We start from the raw sequence: 17,458 nt of genomic DNA, 5'->3' as shown, positions 1-17,458 counted from the left end.
CCGCCCGTCTCCCTGGGCGGGCCGTCCGGTTTCGGCCTGCTAGGCGGCCTTCACCACGTGGGCCGCCGCGAGCGGGCGGTGCGGGGCGATGATCTGGCCGTCCGGCAGCAGCTCACCGGTGTCCTCGAAGAGCAGGACGCCGTTGCACAGCAGGCTCCAGCCCTGTTCCGGGTGGTTGGCCACCGGGAGCGCGGCCTCCCGGTCGGCGGATTCGGCTGACGGGCAGGCTGGCTGGTGCTGGCACATGGATGCGTTCTTTCGCTGCGGTGTGGTCTGCGTGCTACGGCTCGATGCGTCGTTCATGGCCGTCCCCCTGGGTCATCCCCGCACCCGCGGGGAGCTTGTCCTCAGTCTTCCCCCACGACAGCCGCTTCGCAGGTATTTCCCGCCAGCTGTCCTCATAGATTGATGACGCATCACTCGTGCGGGCGGTTCAGGCCAACTCCCCTGTCATTTTGGGTGGTTCGCAAGTGGCCCGAGCGGGCTAGGCCGAATGGGCCACTCGGGCCACCGGGCCGGTCAGGCCGCCGGCGCGGCCAGCGAGGGCGGGGTGGGCGCCGTCGCGGGGGTCAGCCGGCGGCTCATGACGCGCAGCAGCTCGGACACCGGGTGCGGCCGGTGCGCGGCGATGCCGGGCGGGGCCGGCGCGAGCGGGATCAGCAGGTCCTCGGCCGCGGGCAGCCCGGCGGAGGCGTCGGCGCCCACCGCCCCGTGCAGCCACAGGGTCAGCATGTACAGCTCCGGTACGGACAGCAGCCGCGGCTGGTACGCCGTGCCGAGCGACTCGGCCTGGCGCAGGGCGCGTTCGGTGGCGGCGACGTACGGGCCCTCGAAGAAGTGGGAGAAGAGCCATCCGTCCGGTGTGAGCCGGGTGTCGGCGGCCGCGACGTAGCGGTCCCCGCTGCGGATCAGGAACCGCCAGCCGGTGAGGCGGGTGCGGGGCGGCCTGCCGCCGGACGCCAGGTCCGAGATGTTCAACCGGTCCAGGACGTGGACCGGAAGGGGGAGTTCGGCGGTCACCGGCCCCGGGAGGGCGCGCAGGGAGGGAGTGTGTGCCTCGTGGACGGCGGTGGGGGAACCGAGAGCCGCGAGGACGCTGCGCAGGGCGGGTGCGGGGGCCGGGGGGACATGCAGCGGCATGGTGGGTCGCCTCTCGCTTGGGAGACCTGTGGAATCGGGGCGGGTGCGGACGGCGCTGTCGCATTCTGGGGCCAGAGGGGGGCTGAGGGGCAATGGCCGCGCGCCAACTCTCTGCCTCGTTTGCGGAGTTTATACGACATGTGTTCACCCAGTGTTTCAGCTAGCTGTCCCGCCTATGGCCGGCAAGGCGCTTACCGGTCCCGCTGACATGGCATTCATGCCGGATAGGTGCGAACATGTCGCGCTGACCTCGGAGGTTACCGGAAAGGGGCTCGGCTGGAAAGCGCCGGTTATCCGGAACCGGCAAAGTCGATGCGGAATTTGCGGTTAACGACTTGCCAGGTGAATGTGCCAAAACGCCCGTCGGCCAAACCGGCGCGCGCTCCTCGCCACGCACGCCCCCGCCGCGTTATGGATCATGCTGCCGGGGCATCATCGACCGTACATGCCCGCCTGGGCGCCACTGGGCCGGGGCCACTCGAGGAGGGACGCTTCGATGGGGGAGAAGGTCGTGGCAGGCGGGTTCGACCTGTCCGATCGGCAGCGGTATCGAAGGAAGCTCCACGAGTGTCTGGAGGGGCTGGAGCGACTTCTGGCGGAGAAGAGGTTCGATCGTCCCAAGAACATGATGGGACTGGAGATCGAGTTGAATCTGGCGGGTGCCGACGGCTTGCCGAGAATGGTGAATGCCCAGGTGCTGGAGCGGATTGCGAGCCCTGATTTCCAGACCGAACTCGGAATGTTCAACATGGAGGTGAACGTCCTTCCGCACCGCCTCGGCGGCCGGGTATTCGATCAGCTCGCGGAGGAACTCAGCGCGGGTCTGGGCTATGCCCACCGGCAGGCCGCGGAGATCGACGCCGGTGTGGTGATGATCGGCATTCTGCCGACGGTCACCCGGGAGGACCTGGTCACCGCCAACCTCTCGGCGGTCGACCGCTACTCGCTGCTCAACGAGCAGATCCTGATGATGCGCGGCGAGGACTTCACGCTCGACATCGACGGCGTGGAACGGTTGGTCTGGAACACCGGGTCGATCGTGCCCGAGGCCGCCTGCACCTCCGTGCAGCTGCACCTGCAAGTGACCCCGGCACGGTTCGCGGACGTGTGGAACGCGGCCCAGGCGGTGGTCGCCGCACAGATAGCCGTGGGCGCGAACTCGCCCTTCCTGTTCGGGCGCGAGCTGTGGCGGGAGTCGCGGCCGCCGCTGTTCACCCAGGCCACCGACACCCGGCCGCCCGAGCTCCAGGCGCAGGGGGTACGGCCGCGCACCTGGTTCGGGGAGCGCTGGGTGGACTCGCCGTACGAGCTCTTCGCGGAGAACGTGCGCTACTTCCCGGCCCTGCTGCCCATCTGCGACGAGGAGGAGCCGCTGCGGGTGCTCGCCGAGGGCGGGGTGCCGGGGCTCCGGGAGCTGGTCCTGCACAACGGCACCGTCTACCGGTGGAACCGGCCCGTGTACGGGGTCGCCGACGGGGTGCCGCACCTGCGCGTGGAGAACCGGGTGCTGCCGGCCGGGCCCACCGTCGCCGACGTCGTCGCCAACGCCGCCTTCTACTACGGGCTCGTACGCACCCTCGCCGACGAGCCGCGCCCGGTGTGGACCCGGCTGCCCTTCGCCGAGGCGGAGGCCAACTTCGACGCGGCCTGCCGCTACGGGATCGACGCGCGGCTGCGCTGGCCGCGCCGGGGCCGGGCCGGGGGACTGGCCAGTGTGCCGGCGGTCCGATTGGTCCTGGACGAGCTGCTGCCGATGGCGGCGGCCGGCCTGGACGCGTGGGGGATCGAGCCCGCGGACCGGGACCGCTACCTCGGCATCATCGAGGAGCGCTGCCGGCGGCGGGCGAACGGGGCGACCTGGCAGGTGGACACCTACCACCGGGCGCTCGCGTCCGGCCTGGACCGCGACGCGGCCCTGGCGGCGACCACCCGGCGCTACACCGAGCTGATGCACAAGGGCGATCCCGTGCACACCTGGCCCGTGGGGCCTGGGGAGGGGGCGGTGCCCGCCGGAGGCTGACCCCGCCCGGCTCTCCCGGCGACATCCGCCCGCGCCCCTCCTCCGCGGCCCCAGGGCCGCCCGCCGCCCCCCGAGGAGGCAGTATGGGGTGGTCGTATCGGGATGGCGGGACGGGAGTCGGGCGTGCGGGCGGAGCCGGAGCCGGTGTTCGTGGAATTGGACGCGGACGGGCGGCGGCGTGTCCTGCGCACCGAGACCCTGCTCGTCCTGGCGCTGTCGCTGGGCGCGAGCGGGGTTTCGGCGCTCATCAGCTTCATCGGCTCGCTCACCAGACCGGGCGGCCTCAAGGACCAGGCCGCCACGCTCAACGGCTCGTACGCGCCCGGCCGGCCCTGGCTCGACCTGGCCTGGCAGCTGTTCGGGATCGCGACCGCCCTGGTCCCCGTACTGCTGGTGGCGCACCTGCTGACCCGCGAGGGCGCGCCGGGCCTGCGGGTGCTGGGCTTCGACCGCACCCGCCCGGTGGGGGACCTGGGGCGGGGCGCTCTGGTCGCGGCCGGGATCGGGAGCGCCGGGCTCCTCTTCTACCTGGGGGCGCGGGCCACCGGGTTCAACCTCACGGTGGTGCCGGAGGCCCTGCCCGACGTGTGGTGGAAGTTCCCCGTACTGATCCTCTCCGCGGTGCAGAACTCCGTGGTGGAGGAGGTGATCGTGCTGGCCTACCTGCTGCGGCGGCTGGACCAGCTCGGCTGGTCGCCGATGGCCGCGCTGCTGGCCAGCTCGCTGCTGCGCGGCTCCTACCACCTCTACCAGGGCATCGGCGGTTTCATCGGCAACGTGGTGATGGGCGTCGTCTTCGTACTGGCCTACCGGCGGTGGGGCCGGGTCGGGCCCCTCGTCGTCGCGCACGCGCTGCTCGACATCGTGGCCTTCGGCGGGTACGCGCTGCTCGCGGGCAAGGTGGGCTGGCTGCCGACGCCGTAGCCGGCCCCGTCACGGGGCGGTGAGGAGCTCCCCGTCCAGGACGGTCACCGCGTGGCCGGTCAGCAGGGTGCGCTCGCCCGCCAGAGTGACCCGTACCAGACCCCGGCGGGCGCCGCCCTGGAGGCCGGTCAGCTCCGTGCGGCCCAGGCGCTGGGCCCAGAAGGGGGCGAGCGCGGTGTGCGCGCTGCCGGTGACCGGGTCCTCGTCGATCCCGAAGGCCGGGAAGAAGCCGCGGGAGACGAAGTCGTACCCGCGCGAGGGATCCTCGGCCTGCGCGGTGACGATCACCCCGCGCTTGGCGAAGGCCCGCAGGGCGGCGTGGTCGGGGACCAGTTCGCGGACCGTCCGCTCGTCGGCGAGCTCGATCAGCAGGTCCCCGACGTGGGCGGCGGTGTCGTGCACCGACAGGATCGGGGCGCCGCCGAGGGCGTACTGCACGGCCGCCGGAGCCGGGGCCGGGGTGAGCGAGGACGTCGGGAAGTCCAGGGTGACGGCCCCGTCCGGGGCGGTTTCGGCGGTCAGGACGCCGCAGCGGGCGCTGAAGCGCACCAGCCCGTCGGCGAGGCCGCTGGTGGCGAGGACGTGCGCCGTGGCGAGGGTCGCGTGCCCGCACATGTCGACCTCGGCCGCCGGGGTGAACCAGCGCAGCGCCCAGTCGGCGTCCGAACCGGGCGGCAGCGGGTGGGCGAAGGCGGTCTCGGAGAGGTTCACCTCGGAGGCGACCTGCTGGAGCCAGGCGTCCGGGGGGAACGCGGTGTCGAGGAGCAGGACTCCGGCGGGGTTCCCGTGGAAGGGGCGGTCGGTGAAGGCGTCGACGATTCGGATGCGCATGGACCGACCGTAGGGCGGGTTTTCGATCGCCGCCAAAGGCCAATCCGGGGCGACTGGACTGCCGCACCAGTGTTCGCCGGAGAAGTTTCCGATATATCGTTGACGCATCGCGATGGATCATCGATAGTGAAGATATCGGACAATCGATACACCGTGAAGGCGGCGTACGAGACGAAAGGAGCGCAGTCATGCGTTCACACGGACAGCACGGACATGAGCACGGCCGGGGCCACGGCCACTGCGGGCCCGATCGTCGGGAGGGGTTCGAGGGGCGTCGTGCCGCCTTCGGACCGTTCGGACCGCCCTTCGGCGGCGGCCCCTTCGGCGGGCGCGGCGGGCGCGGCGGGCCGCGGGGCCGGGCCCGGCGCGGAGACGTGCGCGCCTCGATCCTGGCGCTGCTCGGCGACCGGCCGATGCACGGCTACGAGATGATCCAGGAGATCGGCGAGCGCAGCGGCGGGGCCTGGAAGCCCAGCCCCGGCTCGGTCTACCCGACCCTGCAGCTGCTCGAGGACGAGGGGCTCATCACCAGCGAGAGCGAGGGCGGCAAGAAGCTGTTCACGCTCACCGACGCCGGCCGCGGCGAGGCCGAGTCGGGCCCGGACGCGCCCTGGGCGGACGCCGGGCGCGGCTTCGACTTCGAGGCGATGCACGAGGTCCGGGCGGCCGGGGTCGGGCTGATGGAGGCCTTCGGCCAGGTCTTCAAGACCGGCACCCCCGAGCAGCGGGAGAAGGCCGTCGCGGTCGTCAACGACGCCCGCAAGAAGCTCTACCTGATCCTGGCCGACGAGCACTGACCGGACGGCCCGGGCGACCACGACGGCGCGCCCCGCGAGTCACTCGCGGGGCGCGCCGTCGTGCGTACGGAAACGTGGGGTGGAGGTGGGCGGACGGCGGGGGCGAGGGGTCAGGAGACCAGGCCGGCCAGCTTGCGCAGCGATTCGTTCAGCGCGGCGGTGGCCGAGTCCTTGAGCTTGCCCGCCATCAGGGAGACGGCCGCACCGGTGAACTCGCCGTCGATGCGGACGGTGGTGGCCGCGCCGTCCGGGACCAGGGTGTACCGGGTGAGGACGGCCACGCCCATCGGGCCCTTGCCGGTGATGGCGAGGACGCGCTCGTCCTCCAGCTCCGAGACGGTCCAGACGACCTCGGCCGGGAAGCCCATCATCTTCATGTTCTCGGCGAAGGTGGCGCCGATCGCGAGGGTCTCCGGGCCGCCGTTCGGGAAATTGGTGTGGGTCATGCTCCATTGGCCGTACGCGTCCCAGTCCGTCAGCTGGGACCAGAGCTTCGCGGCGGGCGCCTCGATGCGTGATTCCGCGGTGACTTCGGCCATGCGACCGCCCCTTCTCGTCGAGTACGTGCGGCGGAACGTAGCTCCGGTGGGCGGAACATTCAATACTGACGACCTGTCAGATATTGGAGGGGTGTACGAGCCCGGTCTCGTCTGCGTCTCAACAGGTGTCATGCCTGTGACGCTCCTGTCGGGTGCCTGCCATGATGGCCGGATGCAAGCGTCAGGGAAAAACGCCGGACTGGGGCTCGCCCTCGTCTCGGCGGTCGCGTTCGGCGGTTCCGGAGTGGCGGCGAAGCCGCTGATCGAGGCGGGTCTGGACCCCCTCCACATGGTCTGGCTCAGAGTGGCCGGGGCAGCGCTCGTGCTGTCCCCGCTGGCCTGGCGCCACCGTGACCTCATCCTGCGCCGGCCGGCGCTGCTCGCGGGCTTCGGGCTGGTCGCCGTCGCCGGTGTGCAGGCCTTCTACTTCGCCTCCCTGTCCCGGATCCCGGTGGGCGTGGCCCTGCTGCTGGAGTACCTCGGCCCGGCGCTGCTGCTCGGCTACATCCGCTTCGTCCAGCGCAAGCCCGTGACCCGCGGCGCCGCCGCCGGAGCGGCCGTGGCCGTCGTGGGGCTGGCCTGTGTCGTCGAGATCTGGGCCGGACTGCGGCTCGACGCGCTCGGCGTGCTCTTCGGCCTCTGCGCGGCCCTGTGCCAGGCCTTCTACTTCGTCTTCGCCGACCAGGGCGCGGACCAGCAGGACGCTCCCGACCCGCTCGGCGTGATCGCGTACGGCATGCTCATCGGCACGCTGGTGATGACGGTGATCGCCCGCCCGTGGGAGATGGACTGGCAGGTGCTGGGCGGGGGGGCGGCCATGGGCGACATGACGCTCCCCGCGCCCGTGCTGCTCGCCTGGGTGGTGTTCGTCGCGACCGTCTTCGCGTACCTGACCGGCGTGGTCTCCGTACGCAGGCTCTCGCCGCAGGTGGCGGGCGTGGTGGCCTTCCTGGAGGCGGTCGTCGCCACCGTGCTGGCCTGGATCCTGCTCGGCGAGCACCTCTCCACCTGGCAGATCGTCGGCGGCGGGCTGGTGCTGGGCGGCGCCTTCATCGCGCAGTCCTCGCGGCCGGCTCCCGCCCTCGCCCCGGTCCCGGCCGGGGCCGGTCCGGCCGTGGTGGACCGCGAGACGACCAGGGCCTAGGGTGGCGCCCATGCCTTCGACCGTGCTTCCCCCTCCCGCCTCCGCCTAGCGCGGGCGGCACCTCCTCGTACGAGTTCCCCCTGCCCGGGGAGTCCCCGGGCGGGTGAGCGCTGCCCGCGAAGCGATGACCCGCACTTCTCATCCTTCACACGCATGCGCGGAGAACCACGTGTCGAACCAATCGCCCGCTGCCGGGCGCAGTCTGCTGTACCTCGTCGTCGCCGGAGCCGCCTGGGGCACCGCCGGGGCGGCCGCCTCCCTCCTCTTCCTCGCCAGTGACCTCGGTCCGCTCGCCCTGTCGTTCTGGCGGTGCGCGGGCGGGCTCGCGGTGCTGCTCGGGGTGCTCGCGGTACGCCGGCCGCGCCGGCGCAGGCGCTCCGGGGCCGCGCGGATGCGGCCCTCGGCCGGCTCGCTGATCGCGACCGGTCTGCTGTTCACGCTGTTCCAGGCCGCCTACTTCGCCGCCGTGCGCGAGACCGGCCTCGCCGTCGGCACCGTGGTCACCCTCGGCGCCGGGCCCGTGCTGATCGCGCTCGGGGCGCGGTACTGGATGGGCGAGCGGCTCGGCAGGGGCGGCGCGGCCGCCGTCGCCGGGGCGCTGGCCGGGCTCGTCGTCCTGGTGCTGGGCAGCGGGGGCGGGGAAGTGCGCCCGCTCGGTGTCGGCTGGGCGCTGCTGTCGGCCGCCGGATACGCGGCGATGACCCTGCGGGCCCGTTTCCTCGGGCGGCGCGGGGCCGGCGGCGATCCGCTGGTGACCACCGCGTGGTCGGTCGCGGTGGGCACGGTGTGCCTGCTGCCGCTCGCCGCGGTCGAGGGGCTGCTGCCGCACACCGCCGACCTGGGACGGGTGCTGTGGCTGCTGGTGTACGTCGCCACCGTGCCGACGGCCCTGGCGTACGCGCTCTACTTCACCGGAGCGGCCGCCGTACGGGCCGCCACCGTGTCCGTGATCATGCTGATCGAGCCGGTGAGCGCGGCCGTGATCGCCGTACTGCTGCTCGGGGAGCGGCTGACCGGCGCCGTGGTGCTGGGCACCGTACTGCTGCTGGCGGCCGTGGGCGCCCTGATCGCGTCGGAGGCGCGGCGGCCGGGGGAGGTGACGGGGACGGTCGGCGGGCCGGCGGACGGGCGGGCGGACGGGCCGCCGGCGGGGCCCGTCCGCGCTGCCGAAGTTTCGGGTCAGAGCGCCGCGAGGTAGTCCGGAGTGGCGGTCCCGGGGGCCAGGTCGGCCGCCGGGACCGGCGTCCCGTACGCCGGAGCGACCGGCACCACGCCCGCCCAGTACGGCAGCGCCATGTCCTCGGCGTCGTCGTTCGGCCCGCCGGTACGGATCTTCGCCGACACCTCGGTCAGATCCAGACGGATCACCGCGGTGGCGGCCAGCTCCTTGGCGTTGGCCGGCCGGGAGTCGGCGGAGCGGCCCGGGACCACGTGGTCGACGAGGGCGTCGAGGGCCGTCCGGCACTCCTCCTCGTCCGTGACCTGGTAGGCGGTGCCGTGCACGACCACCGAGCGGTAGTTCAGCGAGTGGTGGAACGCCGAGCGGGCCAGCACCAAGCCGTCCACGTGCGTCACGGTCACGCAGACCGGCAGCCCCGGGTCGGCCATGCCGGCCGCGCGCAGTGGGCGCGAACCCGTGGAGCCGTGGATGTAGAGCGCCTCGCCGACCCGGCCGAAGAGGGTCGGCAGCACCACCGGGGCGCCGTCGCGGACGAAGCCGAGGTGGCAGACGTAGGCCTGGTCGAGTATCGAGTGCACCGTCTCGCGGTCGTAGCGCGCCCGGTCGCGGGAGCGGGTCGGCACCGTGCGGTCGGTGGGCTCGTACGCGTCGGGCGAGGTGGTCGCCCCGGGCGACGCGGGCGCTTCCGTGGCGGGCGTGGCGGTCATGATGCGGACTCCGTTGCACTAGTGCATAATATAGTTTGTGCTAGGAGACTATCGGATCGCCGGGCGCCGCGCATCGGATATCGCGGCCAGTGTCGAAGCGGGTGTGGGATCGGGCGCGCTCGCGCCGGGGGCGCTGCTGCCCCCGATGCGGGAGCTGGCGGCCGCGCTGGGGGTGAACCCCAACACCGTGGCGGCCGCGTACCGGACGCTGCGCGAGCGCGGGGTCATCGAGACCGACGGGCGGCGCGGCAGCCGGGTGCGCGCCCGTCCCTCCAGCGCGCCGCGGGACGCCCTGCGGATGGCGGTGCCGGCGGGCGTGCGGGACCTCACCTCCGGCAACCCGGACGTGGCGCTGCTGCCGCCGCTGGACGGCGCACTGGCGGCGGCCGCCCGGCGGTACGCGCAGGCGCCGACCCTCTACGGGCAGGACCCGGTCGACCCGGAACTGGCGCGGCTGGCCCGGGCCGACCTCGACGCCGACGGGGTCCCGGCCGGGCCGGTCGCGCTGACCTCGGGCGCCCTGGACGGGATCGAACGGGTGCTTGCCGCGCACCTGCGCCCCGGGGACGCGGTCGCGGTCGAGGACCCGGGCTGGGGGAGCGTGCTGGACCTGGTCCCGGCGCTCGGGCTGCGGGTGCTGCCGGTGGCCGTGGACGACGAGGGGCCGCAGGTCCAGGCGGTGGCGCGGGCGCTGGAGGCCGGGGCCCGGGCGCTGGTGGTGACCTCACGGGCGCAGAACCCGACCGGGGCCGCGGTGAGCGCGGAGCGGGCCGCCCGGCTGCGGGCGCTGCTGGCGGACCACCCCGGGGTACTGGTGATCGACGACGACCACGGGCACGCGATCGTGGACCTGCCCCTGCATGTGCTGGGCGGGGTCACCCGGCACTGGGTGCTGGTCCGGTCGACGGCCAAGGCCTACGGGCCGGACCTGCGGCTGGCGGTGCTGACGGGGGACGAGGTGACGCTGGACCGGGTCCGGGGCAGGCAGCGGCTGGGGCCCGGGTGGGTGAGCCGGCTGCTGCAGTGCGCGGTGGTGGAGCTGTGGACCTCGGGCGCGGTGGACCGGGCCGCGGTGGCCCGCTCGTACGGCGAGCGCCGGGACGCGCTGGTCGCGGCGTTGGCCGGGCGGGGCGTGCGGGCGCACGGGCGGACCGGGATGAACGTGTGGGTGCCGGTGGCCGACGAGACGGGCGTGGTGACGCGGCTGCTGGCCGCTGGCTGGGCGGTGACGGCCGGGGCCCGGTTCCGGGTCGAGTCGGAACCGGGCGTGCGGCTGACGGTGTCGCAGGTGGCGGCCGCGGACGTCCCGGCCCTGGCGGACGCCGTGGCCGCCGCCGTCCGGCCGGGGGCGGCGGGGGTCAGGTACGTCTGACCGCGGACCGGGGACCGCGGCGGCGCGTCAGGCGAGTTCCAGCAGTCCACCGAGGATGATGACGCATCCGCCCAGGGCCATCACCGTGCCGAGGACGCGGTAGAGGCGGGCCGAGAGCCGCCGCTCCACCGGGCCCAGGTCGCCCCGGGCGTGCATGCGCAGCTGGGCGTTGCCGTCGGCCCAGCGCTCCAGCGAGGCGGCCGAGCCCCGCACGTTCAGTGCGACCCAGCCGCCGGGGACGGCGCCGGCCAGACCCAGTGTCAGCAGGACGATTGCGGTGCTCATGAGTTCCCCCCGGGACGTGTGGTGATCGCCCGGACCGTAGCAGCCGCTACGCGGGCCCGCGGGCCCCGGGGCGGGTCTGGGTGAGGGCCGCGCCGGCCAGGACGATCGCGGCGCCCACCGGGGTGTTCCAGTGGAGCTGTTCGCCGAGGACCAGGACGCCCGCCGTGGTGGCGATGACCGGGATGAAGTACGTGACCATCTGGGCCGTGGTCGGGCCGATCTCCGAGACCAGGCCGTACTGCATCTGGAGCGCCATGCCCGTGCCGAGCGCGCCCAGGGCGATCACCGACAGGGTCGGCCACAGCGGGAACGAGGTCGGGGCCGCCGTGAACAGTGCGCTGACCAGGGCCAGCTGAAGCGTGGAGACCATCAGCTGGCCGCCGGTCAGGGCCACCGGGGAGCCCGGGGTCCCGGCCAGCGTGCGGCGGACGTAGATCCAGCCGACCGGGTAGCAGAGCGAGGCCAGCAGGGCGAAGGCGGTGCCCTTGGCGTCGACCCCGGAGAAGCCCTGCCAGGCGCCGAGGACGGTCAGGACGCCGAGGAAGCCCAGGCCGAGCCCGGCCACGCGGCGGCGCGTCGGGCGGTCCTCGGACAGGGCGACCAGGGACAGGGCCATCCCCCACAGCGGGGAGGTGGCGTTGCAGATGCCGGCCAGGCTGGAGGGGATGCTCAGCTCCGCGTAGGCGAACAGCGAGAACGGGGCCGTGTTGAGCAGCAGCGCCGCCACGCCGAGGTGGCCCCAGGTGCGCAGCCCCCGCGGCAGCGGCTCCCGGCGGACCAGCAGCACGGAGACGAGGGCGAGCGCGCCGAACAGGACGCGGCCCAGGGCCACCTGGAACGGCGCGTACGCTTCGGTGCCCACCTTGATCAGCAGGAAGCTGAAGCCCCAGACGACCGAGAGGATCGCGAAGCGGACGCGCCAGTCCAGGATGAGGCCCCGGCGGGTGCCCGCGGTGCCCGTGGTGGTGCGCGGGACGGTCGGAGAGAGGGTGGGGCGGGGAGTGGTGGGTGCGCTCATGCCCTTACTGTGCGCGTATCAACTTCGTAGAACAAGCGAGAGTTTCTCGGCGTGACGGCGTAGCATTTCTTACATGTTGAACCTGGAGCGCCTGCGCACCCTCGACGCCCTCGCCCGCCACGGCTCGGTCAGCGGCGCGGCCGACGGACTCCACGTCACGACCTCGGCGGTCTCCCAGCAGATGGCCAAGCTCGAGCGCGAGGTCGGCCAGCCCCTGCTCGCCCGGAACGGGCGCGGCGTCCGGCTCACCGACGCCGGGCGGCTGCTCGCCGACCACGCCGCCCGGATCATCTCGCAAGTGGAGCTCGCCCAGGCCGACGTGGAGGCCCAACGGGGCTGCGCGGTCGGCGAGCTGCGCATCGGGGCCTTCCCGACCGCCATGCGCGGCCTGCTGCCCCGGGCCGTGTCCGCCCTGCGCGAGGGCCATCCGGAGCTGCGGGTGAGGGTCCGCGAGCAGGAGCCCGAGGAGAGCATGGCCGCCGTCGTGCGCGGGGACCTCGACCTGGCGCTGGCCATCGACTGGCACAACAAGCGCATGCCGGTCCCCGCCGAACTCACCCGGACGCACCTGCTCGACGACTCCGTCGACATCGCGGTCCCGGTCGGCCACCGGCTGGCCGACCGGACGCAGATCACCCTCGCCGAGTTCGCCGACGACGACTGGATCTCCTGGAACGAGGGGCAGTTCTGCCACGAGTGGCTGGTCTTCACCCTCCGCGGCACGGGCATCGAGCCGCGCATCGCCCACATCGCCGAGGAGCACCACACCCAGCTGGCGTTCGTGGAGGCCGGGCTCGGGGTGTGCGTGGCGCCGAAGCTGGGCCGCGGCCCGACGCCGGCCGGGGTGCGGCTGCTGCCGGTGTGCGACTCCGTACGCCGGCACGTGTACGCCGTGTGGCGGGCGGACGCCGACCGCCGCCCCTCCATCCGCGCCGCGGTCGAGGCGCTGGAGCAGGCCGCCGCCCATCCGTACCAGCGCGGCTCCGAACAACACACCTAGAGCTTGCGGAAGTCCCAGGAGACGACCGACTCCGGGGTCAGGCGGATCCAGGCGTGGCGGCCGTCGTGCGGCATCTCATCGAGGCCGAAGTTCTTCACCGGGAAGATCCTCTCGGCCTCCGCCAGCTCCGGACAGGGTTCACCGGTGCGCGGGGCCTCGCCCACGAAGACGGCGCTGCCGGACAGTTCCACGCCGCGCAGTTCGCCGTACGCCTCGCCGGAGTCCACGACCACCGAGATCCGCGGGTCCTCGCGCAGGTCGGACCAGCGCCGGCTGCGGGTGATCGAGTACAGCCACAGGGAGCTGCCGTCCCAGGCGAACCACAGGGCGCCCACGTGCGGGCGGCCGTCCGGGGAGACCGTGGCCACGCGGCAGGTGCGCTGCTCGCGGAGGAAGGCGTCCACCTCCTCGTCGGTCATCATGATCCGGCGGCCCCGCCGCTGCGGCCCCGCCGGGCGTGTCTCGTCCATCCGTCCCGCACCCCTTCACATCTGACTGTGTGTCAGGAATCATGCGGGCTCGTCGGCCGATACGCCAGGGGGAGCCATGCCGGATCTCGATCCCGCCACCACCGCGCTGCTCACCGTCGAGTGCCAGAACGGCGTCGTCGGCGAGGAGAGCGCGCTGCCCGAGCTCGCGAAGGAGGCCCGGGACTCCGGGATGCTGGAGCGGGTGGCCGCGCTGGCCGAAGCCGCGCGGGGGGCCGGCATCCAGGTACTGCACGCCGTCGCCGAACGGCGGCCGGACGGGCGCGGGGCCAACACCAACGCCCGGCTGTTCCGGGCCGCCGGGAAGCTGCCCGTACGCCAGATCTCCGGCACCGAGGCGGTACGGCTCGCCGCCCCGCTCGCGGTGGCCGAGCAGGACCTGGTGGTCCGCCGGCTGCACGGGCTCTCCCCGATGGCCGGCACCGACCTGGACGCCCTGCTGCGCAACCTGGGCGTGCGCACCCTCGTCGTCACCGGCGTCTCCTCCAACATCGCGATCCCCAACACCGTCTTCGACGCCGTGAACCTCGGCTACCAGGTGGTGGTCCCGGCCGACGCCATCGCCGGTGTCCCCGCCTCCTGCACCGCCGAGGTGATCCGCAACTCCCTCGCGCTGGTCGCGACCATCACCACGGCCGAAGCCCTCCTCATGCGGTGGGCTCCCGCGACCTGACCCCCGTAACCTGGGCGGATGCTGTCCGAAGTGATCGCGACCCGCTACGTCACGCCCCTGCGTGAGGGCGGCTCGCTCCCGGGGATCGTCGAGGCCGACGACCTCGGTACCTACGTCATGAAGTTGTCCACCTGCTGGCGCTGACCTGCATTGATGCGGCTGTGCCCACCCCTGACCTGCGCGGACAAGTCTTTCAGTGTCTTTCGAGATTGTGCTGCGTTACGCGGTCGATTCTCCCCACGCGCTCCCCAGGACCGCCAATACTCCCCAGATTCTCCCCAGGAAGGGACGTTGCGGCGGGGCTGGTGGCACGGGACATCACGCCACTGCAGCTGCTGACAAAGGCACGTGGAGTGACTGTCTGCGGGTGCAGGGCAGCGGCCTGCGCTGAGCGGGTGAGCGCAGGGCGTAAGTCAGAGCCCCCTGAGTAGGCTCAGGGGGCTCTGACACCAGGTGATGAAGCCGGGGGCAGTGGTGGCCGACAGATCACGCCTCATGCTTCCTGCGGCACGAGAAGTGCTCGGGCAGCCCTTCGGGTCCTCGAAGGCTGGCGGGCTGACCGCAGCCGAAGCGGCAGAGCGGGATCGCTTGACCCGACGCGTCGACCGGAACCCTGGCGGCCTCGGTTTCCCGGGGGCGGGACTCAAGGACGATTGCGCGGCTACCACGTCTCTGCTTCGGCTCAACCCGCACCTCCGAAGCCGGACGATCCTCGGTGCATCTGTCGCGCCGGTCCCCCTGTCGTACAGATGACTGGCGCTCCTTGTCGTCCGAGCGGGGCCCGTTCGCCTTGAGGTATTGCTGCCACTGCTGTGCGGGGAGCCAACCGTGGTGGCCGCCCCGTTGGAACGGGATTCGCTCGCCGGCCGCAGCTTCCACGATGAATTGGGTGAGGTCAGGCCGCCTTCCCCTGTGAAGGTGCTCGACTGATGCGCGGGCACAAGGACGCGGTGCCAGCCCCCGCAGTACCCGGCGTCGGTGGGGTTCTCCGGGTCGTAGGGCTTCTCCGGGCACCGGATGAGCGTGCCGTTTGGGCTGCACTGGCCCGGTCCTGGCGCCGACCAACCTCGCCTGCGTCCGGCTCTAGCTTCGGTGATTTGAGGACACGACTTGAGATCAGCTGGCGATTTGAGGACAGATCGAGTCCTCGGAGGCATGCCAATGCTGACTTTTGCTGACTTTGATGGACTAGGGTGCCTTTGGCCTGCGGAAACTTCGACGGATCAAGTGGTGGTGGAACTTCGTGGGCCGCACGGACGAGGAGATCCGCAAGGCCCGCGAGGACTGGATGACGTCCGACCGCTTCGGCGAGGTCAAGGGCTACGATGGTGCCCGGCTCGACACCAGCAACGGCCCCGATCTGCACGTCCTGCTGAGCGACGCGCCGGTCAGGGAGGGCATGGCCGGCTGGAGGGTCTTCGACGACGGACGCCACGTCGACCTGGTCCGGCTCAAGGGCAACAAGGATGACCAGAACTACCCTCTGCCTGCGGACCTCGACTGGTCGAAGTACCCCAGTGTCAGCGTCTGGTGCGACCGGTTCGACGTCTCCTTGGGAGCCGCAGCGCTCTTTCGCGCCTGACAGGACGCCACGCCCCGGTCGGCGTCCTGCAACCCGCTTCCCGTAGTCGATCGTGGACCCCTCCCCGGCTGCGCGAGGCGTACCGACCCGGACACGTTCCGGGGCCGGGCGTCCGAAACGGTGATCCGACGCCCAGCCTCGGCTCAGGTTTCTGCACCTGCGGGCACCGGAGCCCGATGTCCTCATGTGCGGTGCGCCTGATCGTCTCCCGACCGCCAGACGCCGGGGCTGCCGGTAGCCTGGCGACCTCTGACGGCCGGGACCGATCCGTCGTTCGCCGGCTCAGGCCGCGGTGGTGAGCTTCACCGGTTCGATGCCGGTCGCGCTGTGCCGTTCGGCCCAGCTCTCCAGCGCTGTACGGCAGGCGTGGTCGAGGTGGTGCAGTCCTGACAGGTCGAGTTCGACCGGGCGGTCCTGCGGGAGGGACTCCAGCGTGTCGAGGATTTTCGGCAGGCGGAGGAACGTGGCGTTGCCTGCCAGGTACGCCTCGATGGGGCCCGCGCCCTTGTCGATGACTTCCAGTTTGACGTGTGAGGCCTCCCAGGCGGTCTTGGCGACTGCCAGGGCCAGACCGATCAGGACGCCCTCGAACATGTTCACCACGACGATGGCGAGGGCCGTGATCACCAGGATCGCCGCCTCGCCCCTGTGCTCCCGCCACAACGCGGAGACCTGGCGGAATGGGATCAGTTTCCAGCCCGCGTGGACGAGGATGCCGGCGAGCGCGGGCAGGGGGATCAGCGCCAGGGCGAACGGGAGCGCGGCGGCGAACAGCAGCAGCCACACACCGTGCAGGACCCGCGACGCCCTGGTCTTCGCACCGGCGTTGACGTTGGCCGAGCTGCGGACGATGACCGCGGTCATGGGCAGGGCGCCGAGCAGGCCGCAGACTGTGTTGCCCGTGCCCTGGGCGACCATCTCCTTGTCGTACTCGGTGCGCGGACCGTCGTGCAGCCGGTCCACAGCGGCCGCGCTGAACAGGCTCTCCGCCGAGGCGATCAGCGCGAACGCGATGATCGTGCCCCAGATGGCGGGACTGGCCAGTTCGCCGAAGGCCTCGGCGCCGGGCGGCTGGACGACACCGAGCAGACCCTCCACCTTGACGGTGGCGACCGGCAGCCCGAGACCGAGAGCGGTGGCCGTCGCCAGCACCACCGCGGCGAGGGCCCCGGGCACGGACTGCGCTTGCTTCGGCAGCCTCCTCCACAGCACGATGACGGCGATGGTGCCCGCGCCGATCGCGAGGGAGGCCAGGGCCTCGGTGCTCCCGAACGCGTCGGCGAACGCGCGGGGCAGACCCGTGATCTTCCCGATGCCGGTCTCCGGGGCCTTCAGGCCCGCCGCGGCGTAGATCTGCCCGGCGATGATCACCAGGCCGATACCGCAGAGCATGCCCTCGACGACGGAGACGGATATGGCCCTGAACCAGCGGCCGATCCGGAAGAACCCCATGGCGAGCTGGAGCAGGCCGGCGATCAGTACGATCACACCGAGCGTGCTCACCCCGAACTCGCTGACCGCCTCGAAGACGATCACGGTCAGGCCGGCGGCCGGTCCTGACACCTGGAGACTGCTGCCGCGCATGAGGCCGGTGACGAGTCCGCCGACGATGCCGGTGACAAGCCCCAGTTCGGCCGGGACGCCGGAGGCGACCGCCACTCCCACGCACAGGGGCACCGCGACGAGGAAGACGACGATGGAGGCGAGGAAGTCCTGACGTAAGTGGGGGAACTTGGACAGCATGGCGTTCACCTGTTC

General features: G+C 72.4%; 17 protein-coding genes and 2 pseudogenes. 10 read left to right on the top strand and 9 right to left on the bottom strand.

From position 1 onward, the window contains the following. Positions 1–39: 39 nt before the first annotated feature. Together BGK67_RS07560 and BGK67_RS07555 are read right to left on the bottom strand one after the other, a co-directional pair. A complete protein-coding gene (locus BGK67_RS07560; RefSeq protein WP_069919187.1) occupies positions 40–246 on the bottom strand; it encodes a DUF5999 family protein in 207 nt (68 codons plus the stop codon). Positions 247–519: 273 nt separating this feature from the next. Continuing rightward, entirely contained in the window at positions 520–1,140 is a 621-nt protein-coding gene (locus BGK67_RS07555; RefSeq protein WP_069919184.1) for a hypothetical protein, read from the bottom strand. Positions 1,141–1,636: 496 nt separating this feature from the next. On the opposite strand from BGK67_RS07555, the gene BGK67_RS07550 reads away from it, so the two are divergent. Beyond that, positions 1,637–3,160: a glutamate-cysteine ligase family protein gene (locus BGK67_RS07550; RefSeq protein ID WP_069919182.1), complete on the top strand. Its 1,524-nt coding sequence runs from the start codon at positions 1,637–1,639 to the stop codon at positions 3,158–3,160. Between the two features lie 102 nt (positions 3,161–3,262). Continuing rightward, positions 3,263–4,084, top strand: coding sequence for a CPBP family intramembrane glutamic endopeptidase (locus BGK67_RS07545; protein WP_432215425.1), 822 nt, complete (start codon positions 3,263–3,265; stop codon positions 4,082–4,084). A 9-nt stretch (positions 4,085–4,093) separates the two neighbouring features. On the opposite strand, the gene BGK67_RS07540 is transcribed toward BGK67_RS07545, so the two are convergent. Then, entirely contained in the window at positions 4,094–4,915 is an 822-nt protein-coding gene (locus tag BGK67_RS07540; protein WP_069923698.1) for a PhzF family phenazine biosynthesis protein, read from the bottom strand. A 188-nt stretch (positions 4,916–5,103) separates the two neighbouring features. Here BGK67_RS07540 and BGK67_RS07530 point away from each other — a divergent pair, with 188 nt between their 5' ends. Then, the gene (locus BGK67_RS07530) at positions 5,104–5,712 is read left to right on the top strand and encodes a PadR family transcriptional regulator (RefSeq protein ID WP_079154069.1); all 609 of its coding nucleotides are present in this window, start codon (positions 5,104–5,106) and stop codon (positions 5,710–5,712) included. 110 nt (positions 5,713–5,822) lie between these two features. Here the strand turns inward: BGK67_RS07530 and BGK67_RS07525 are convergent, their stop codons facing one another. Next, positions 5,823–6,251, bottom strand: coding sequence for a type II toxin-antitoxin system Rv0910 family toxin (locus BGK67_RS07525; protein WP_069919178.1), 429 nt, complete (start codon positions 6,249–6,251; stop codon positions 5,823–5,825). Positions 6,252–6,423: 172 nt separating this feature from the next. Here BGK67_RS07525 and BGK67_RS07520 point away from each other — a divergent pair, with 172 nt between their 5' ends. Together BGK67_RS07520 and BGK67_RS07515 are read left to right on the top strand one after the other, a co-directional pair. After that, on the top strand, positions 6,424–7,395 hold the full coding sequence (locus BGK67_RS07520; RefSeq protein WP_069919177.1) for an EamA family transporter: 972 nt from the start codon (positions 6,424–6,426) through the stop codon (positions 7,393–7,395). Between the two features lie 124 nt (positions 7,396–7,519). Further along, the gene (locus BGK67_RS07515) at positions 7,520–8,593 is read left to right on the top strand and encodes a DMT family transporter (protein WP_079154068.1); all 1,074 of its coding nucleotides are present in this window, start codon (positions 7,520–7,522) and stop codon (positions 8,591–8,593) included. Here BGK67_RS07515 and BGK67_RS07510 read toward each other — a convergent pair. Next, positions 8,575–9,282: a pyridoxamine 5'-phosphate oxidase family protein gene (locus tag BGK67_RS07510; protein ID WP_069919176.1), complete on the bottom strand. Its 708-nt coding sequence runs from the start codon at positions 9,280–9,282 to the stop codon at positions 8,575–8,577. The genes BGK67_RS07515 and BGK67_RS07510 overlap by 19 nt on opposite strands. Positions 9,283–9,319: 37 nt before the next feature. On the opposite strand from BGK67_RS07510, the gene BGK67_RS07505 reads away from it, so the two are divergent. Further along, positions 9,320–10,654 carry an aminotransferase class I/II-fold pyridoxal phosphate-dependent enzyme gene (locus BGK67_RS07505; protein ID WP_069919175.1) on the top strand — a complete coding sequence of 445 codons (1,335 nt, stop codon included), beginning with the start codon at positions 9,320–9,322 and terminating at the stop codon, positions 10,652–10,654. 27 nt (positions 10,655–10,681) lie between these two features. Here the strand turns inward: BGK67_RS07505 and BGK67_RS07500 are convergent, their stop codons facing one another. Then, the gene (locus BGK67_RS07500; protein ID WP_069919174.1) at positions 10,682–10,939 is read right to left on the bottom strand and encodes a hypothetical protein; all 258 of its coding nucleotides are present in this window, start codon (positions 10,937–10,939) and stop codon (positions 10,682–10,684) included. A 46-nt stretch (positions 10,940–10,985) separates the two neighbouring features. Then, the gene (locus BGK67_RS07495) at positions 10,986–11,957 is read right to left on the bottom strand and encodes a DMT family transporter (protein ID WP_069919173.1); all 972 of its coding nucleotides are present in this window, start codon (positions 11,955–11,957) and stop codon (positions 10,986–10,988) included. Between the two features lie 73 nt (positions 11,958–12,030). On the opposite strand from BGK67_RS07495, the gene BGK67_RS07490 reads away from it, so the two are divergent. Then, positions 12,031–12,957 (top strand): LysR family transcriptional regulator, encoded by a 927-nt coding sequence (locus tag BGK67_RS07490; RefSeq protein ID WP_069919172.1) that lies wholly within the window; start codon positions 12,031–12,033, stop codon positions 12,955–12,957. Here the strand turns inward: BGK67_RS07490 and BGK67_RS07485 are convergent. Continuing rightward, positions 12,954–13,427, bottom strand: a complete 474-nt coding sequence (locus BGK67_RS07485; RefSeq protein ID WP_069919171.1) for a pyridoxamine 5'-phosphate oxidase family protein — start codon at positions 13,425–13,427, stop codon at positions 12,954–12,956. The two genes, BGK67_RS07490 and BGK67_RS07485, sit on opposite strands and share 4 nt — an antisense overlap. A 76-nt stretch (positions 13,428–13,503) precedes the next feature. Between BGK67_RS07485 and BGK67_RS07480 the strand changes: the two genes are divergently transcribed. The 3 genes and pseudogenes from BGK67_RS07480 to BGK67_RS07475 form a co-directional block, all read left to right on the top strand. Next, positions 13,504–14,118, top strand: coding sequence for a cysteine hydrolase family protein (locus BGK67_RS07480; RefSeq protein WP_069919170.1), 615 nt, complete (start codon positions 13,504–13,506; stop codon positions 14,116–14,118). 18 nt (positions 14,119–14,136) lie between these two features. Then, positions 14,137–14,247 (top strand): annotated as a pseudogene (locus BGK67_RS40705) (HipA family kinase); the annotation flags it as partial. Between the two features lie 1,102 nt (positions 14,248–15,349). Continuing rightward, a pseudogene (locus BGK67_RS07475) lies at positions 15,350–15,700 on the top strand (DM13 domain-containing protein); the annotation flags it as partial. A gap of 282 nt (positions 15,701–15,982) precedes the next feature. Here the strand turns inward: BGK67_RS07475 and BGK67_RS07470 are convergent. Beyond that, the gene (locus tag BGK67_RS07470) at positions 15,983–17,443 is read right to left on the bottom strand and encodes a SulP family inorganic anion transporter (protein ID WP_069923697.1); all 1,461 of its coding nucleotides are present in this window, start codon (positions 17,441–17,443) and stop codon (positions 15,983–15,985) included. Between the last annotated feature and the right edge of the window lie 15 nt (positions 17,444–17,458).

It is taken from the genome of Streptomyces subrutilus, from assembly GCF_001746425.1.
GTDB classification, from domain to species: Bacteria; Actinomycetota; Actinomycetes; order Streptomycetales; family Streptomycetaceae; genus Streptomyces; species Streptomyces subrutilus_A.
The sequence above is the reverse complement of the archived record's forward strand: the minus strand, read 5'-3'. Positions and strand labels throughout refer to the sequence as shown.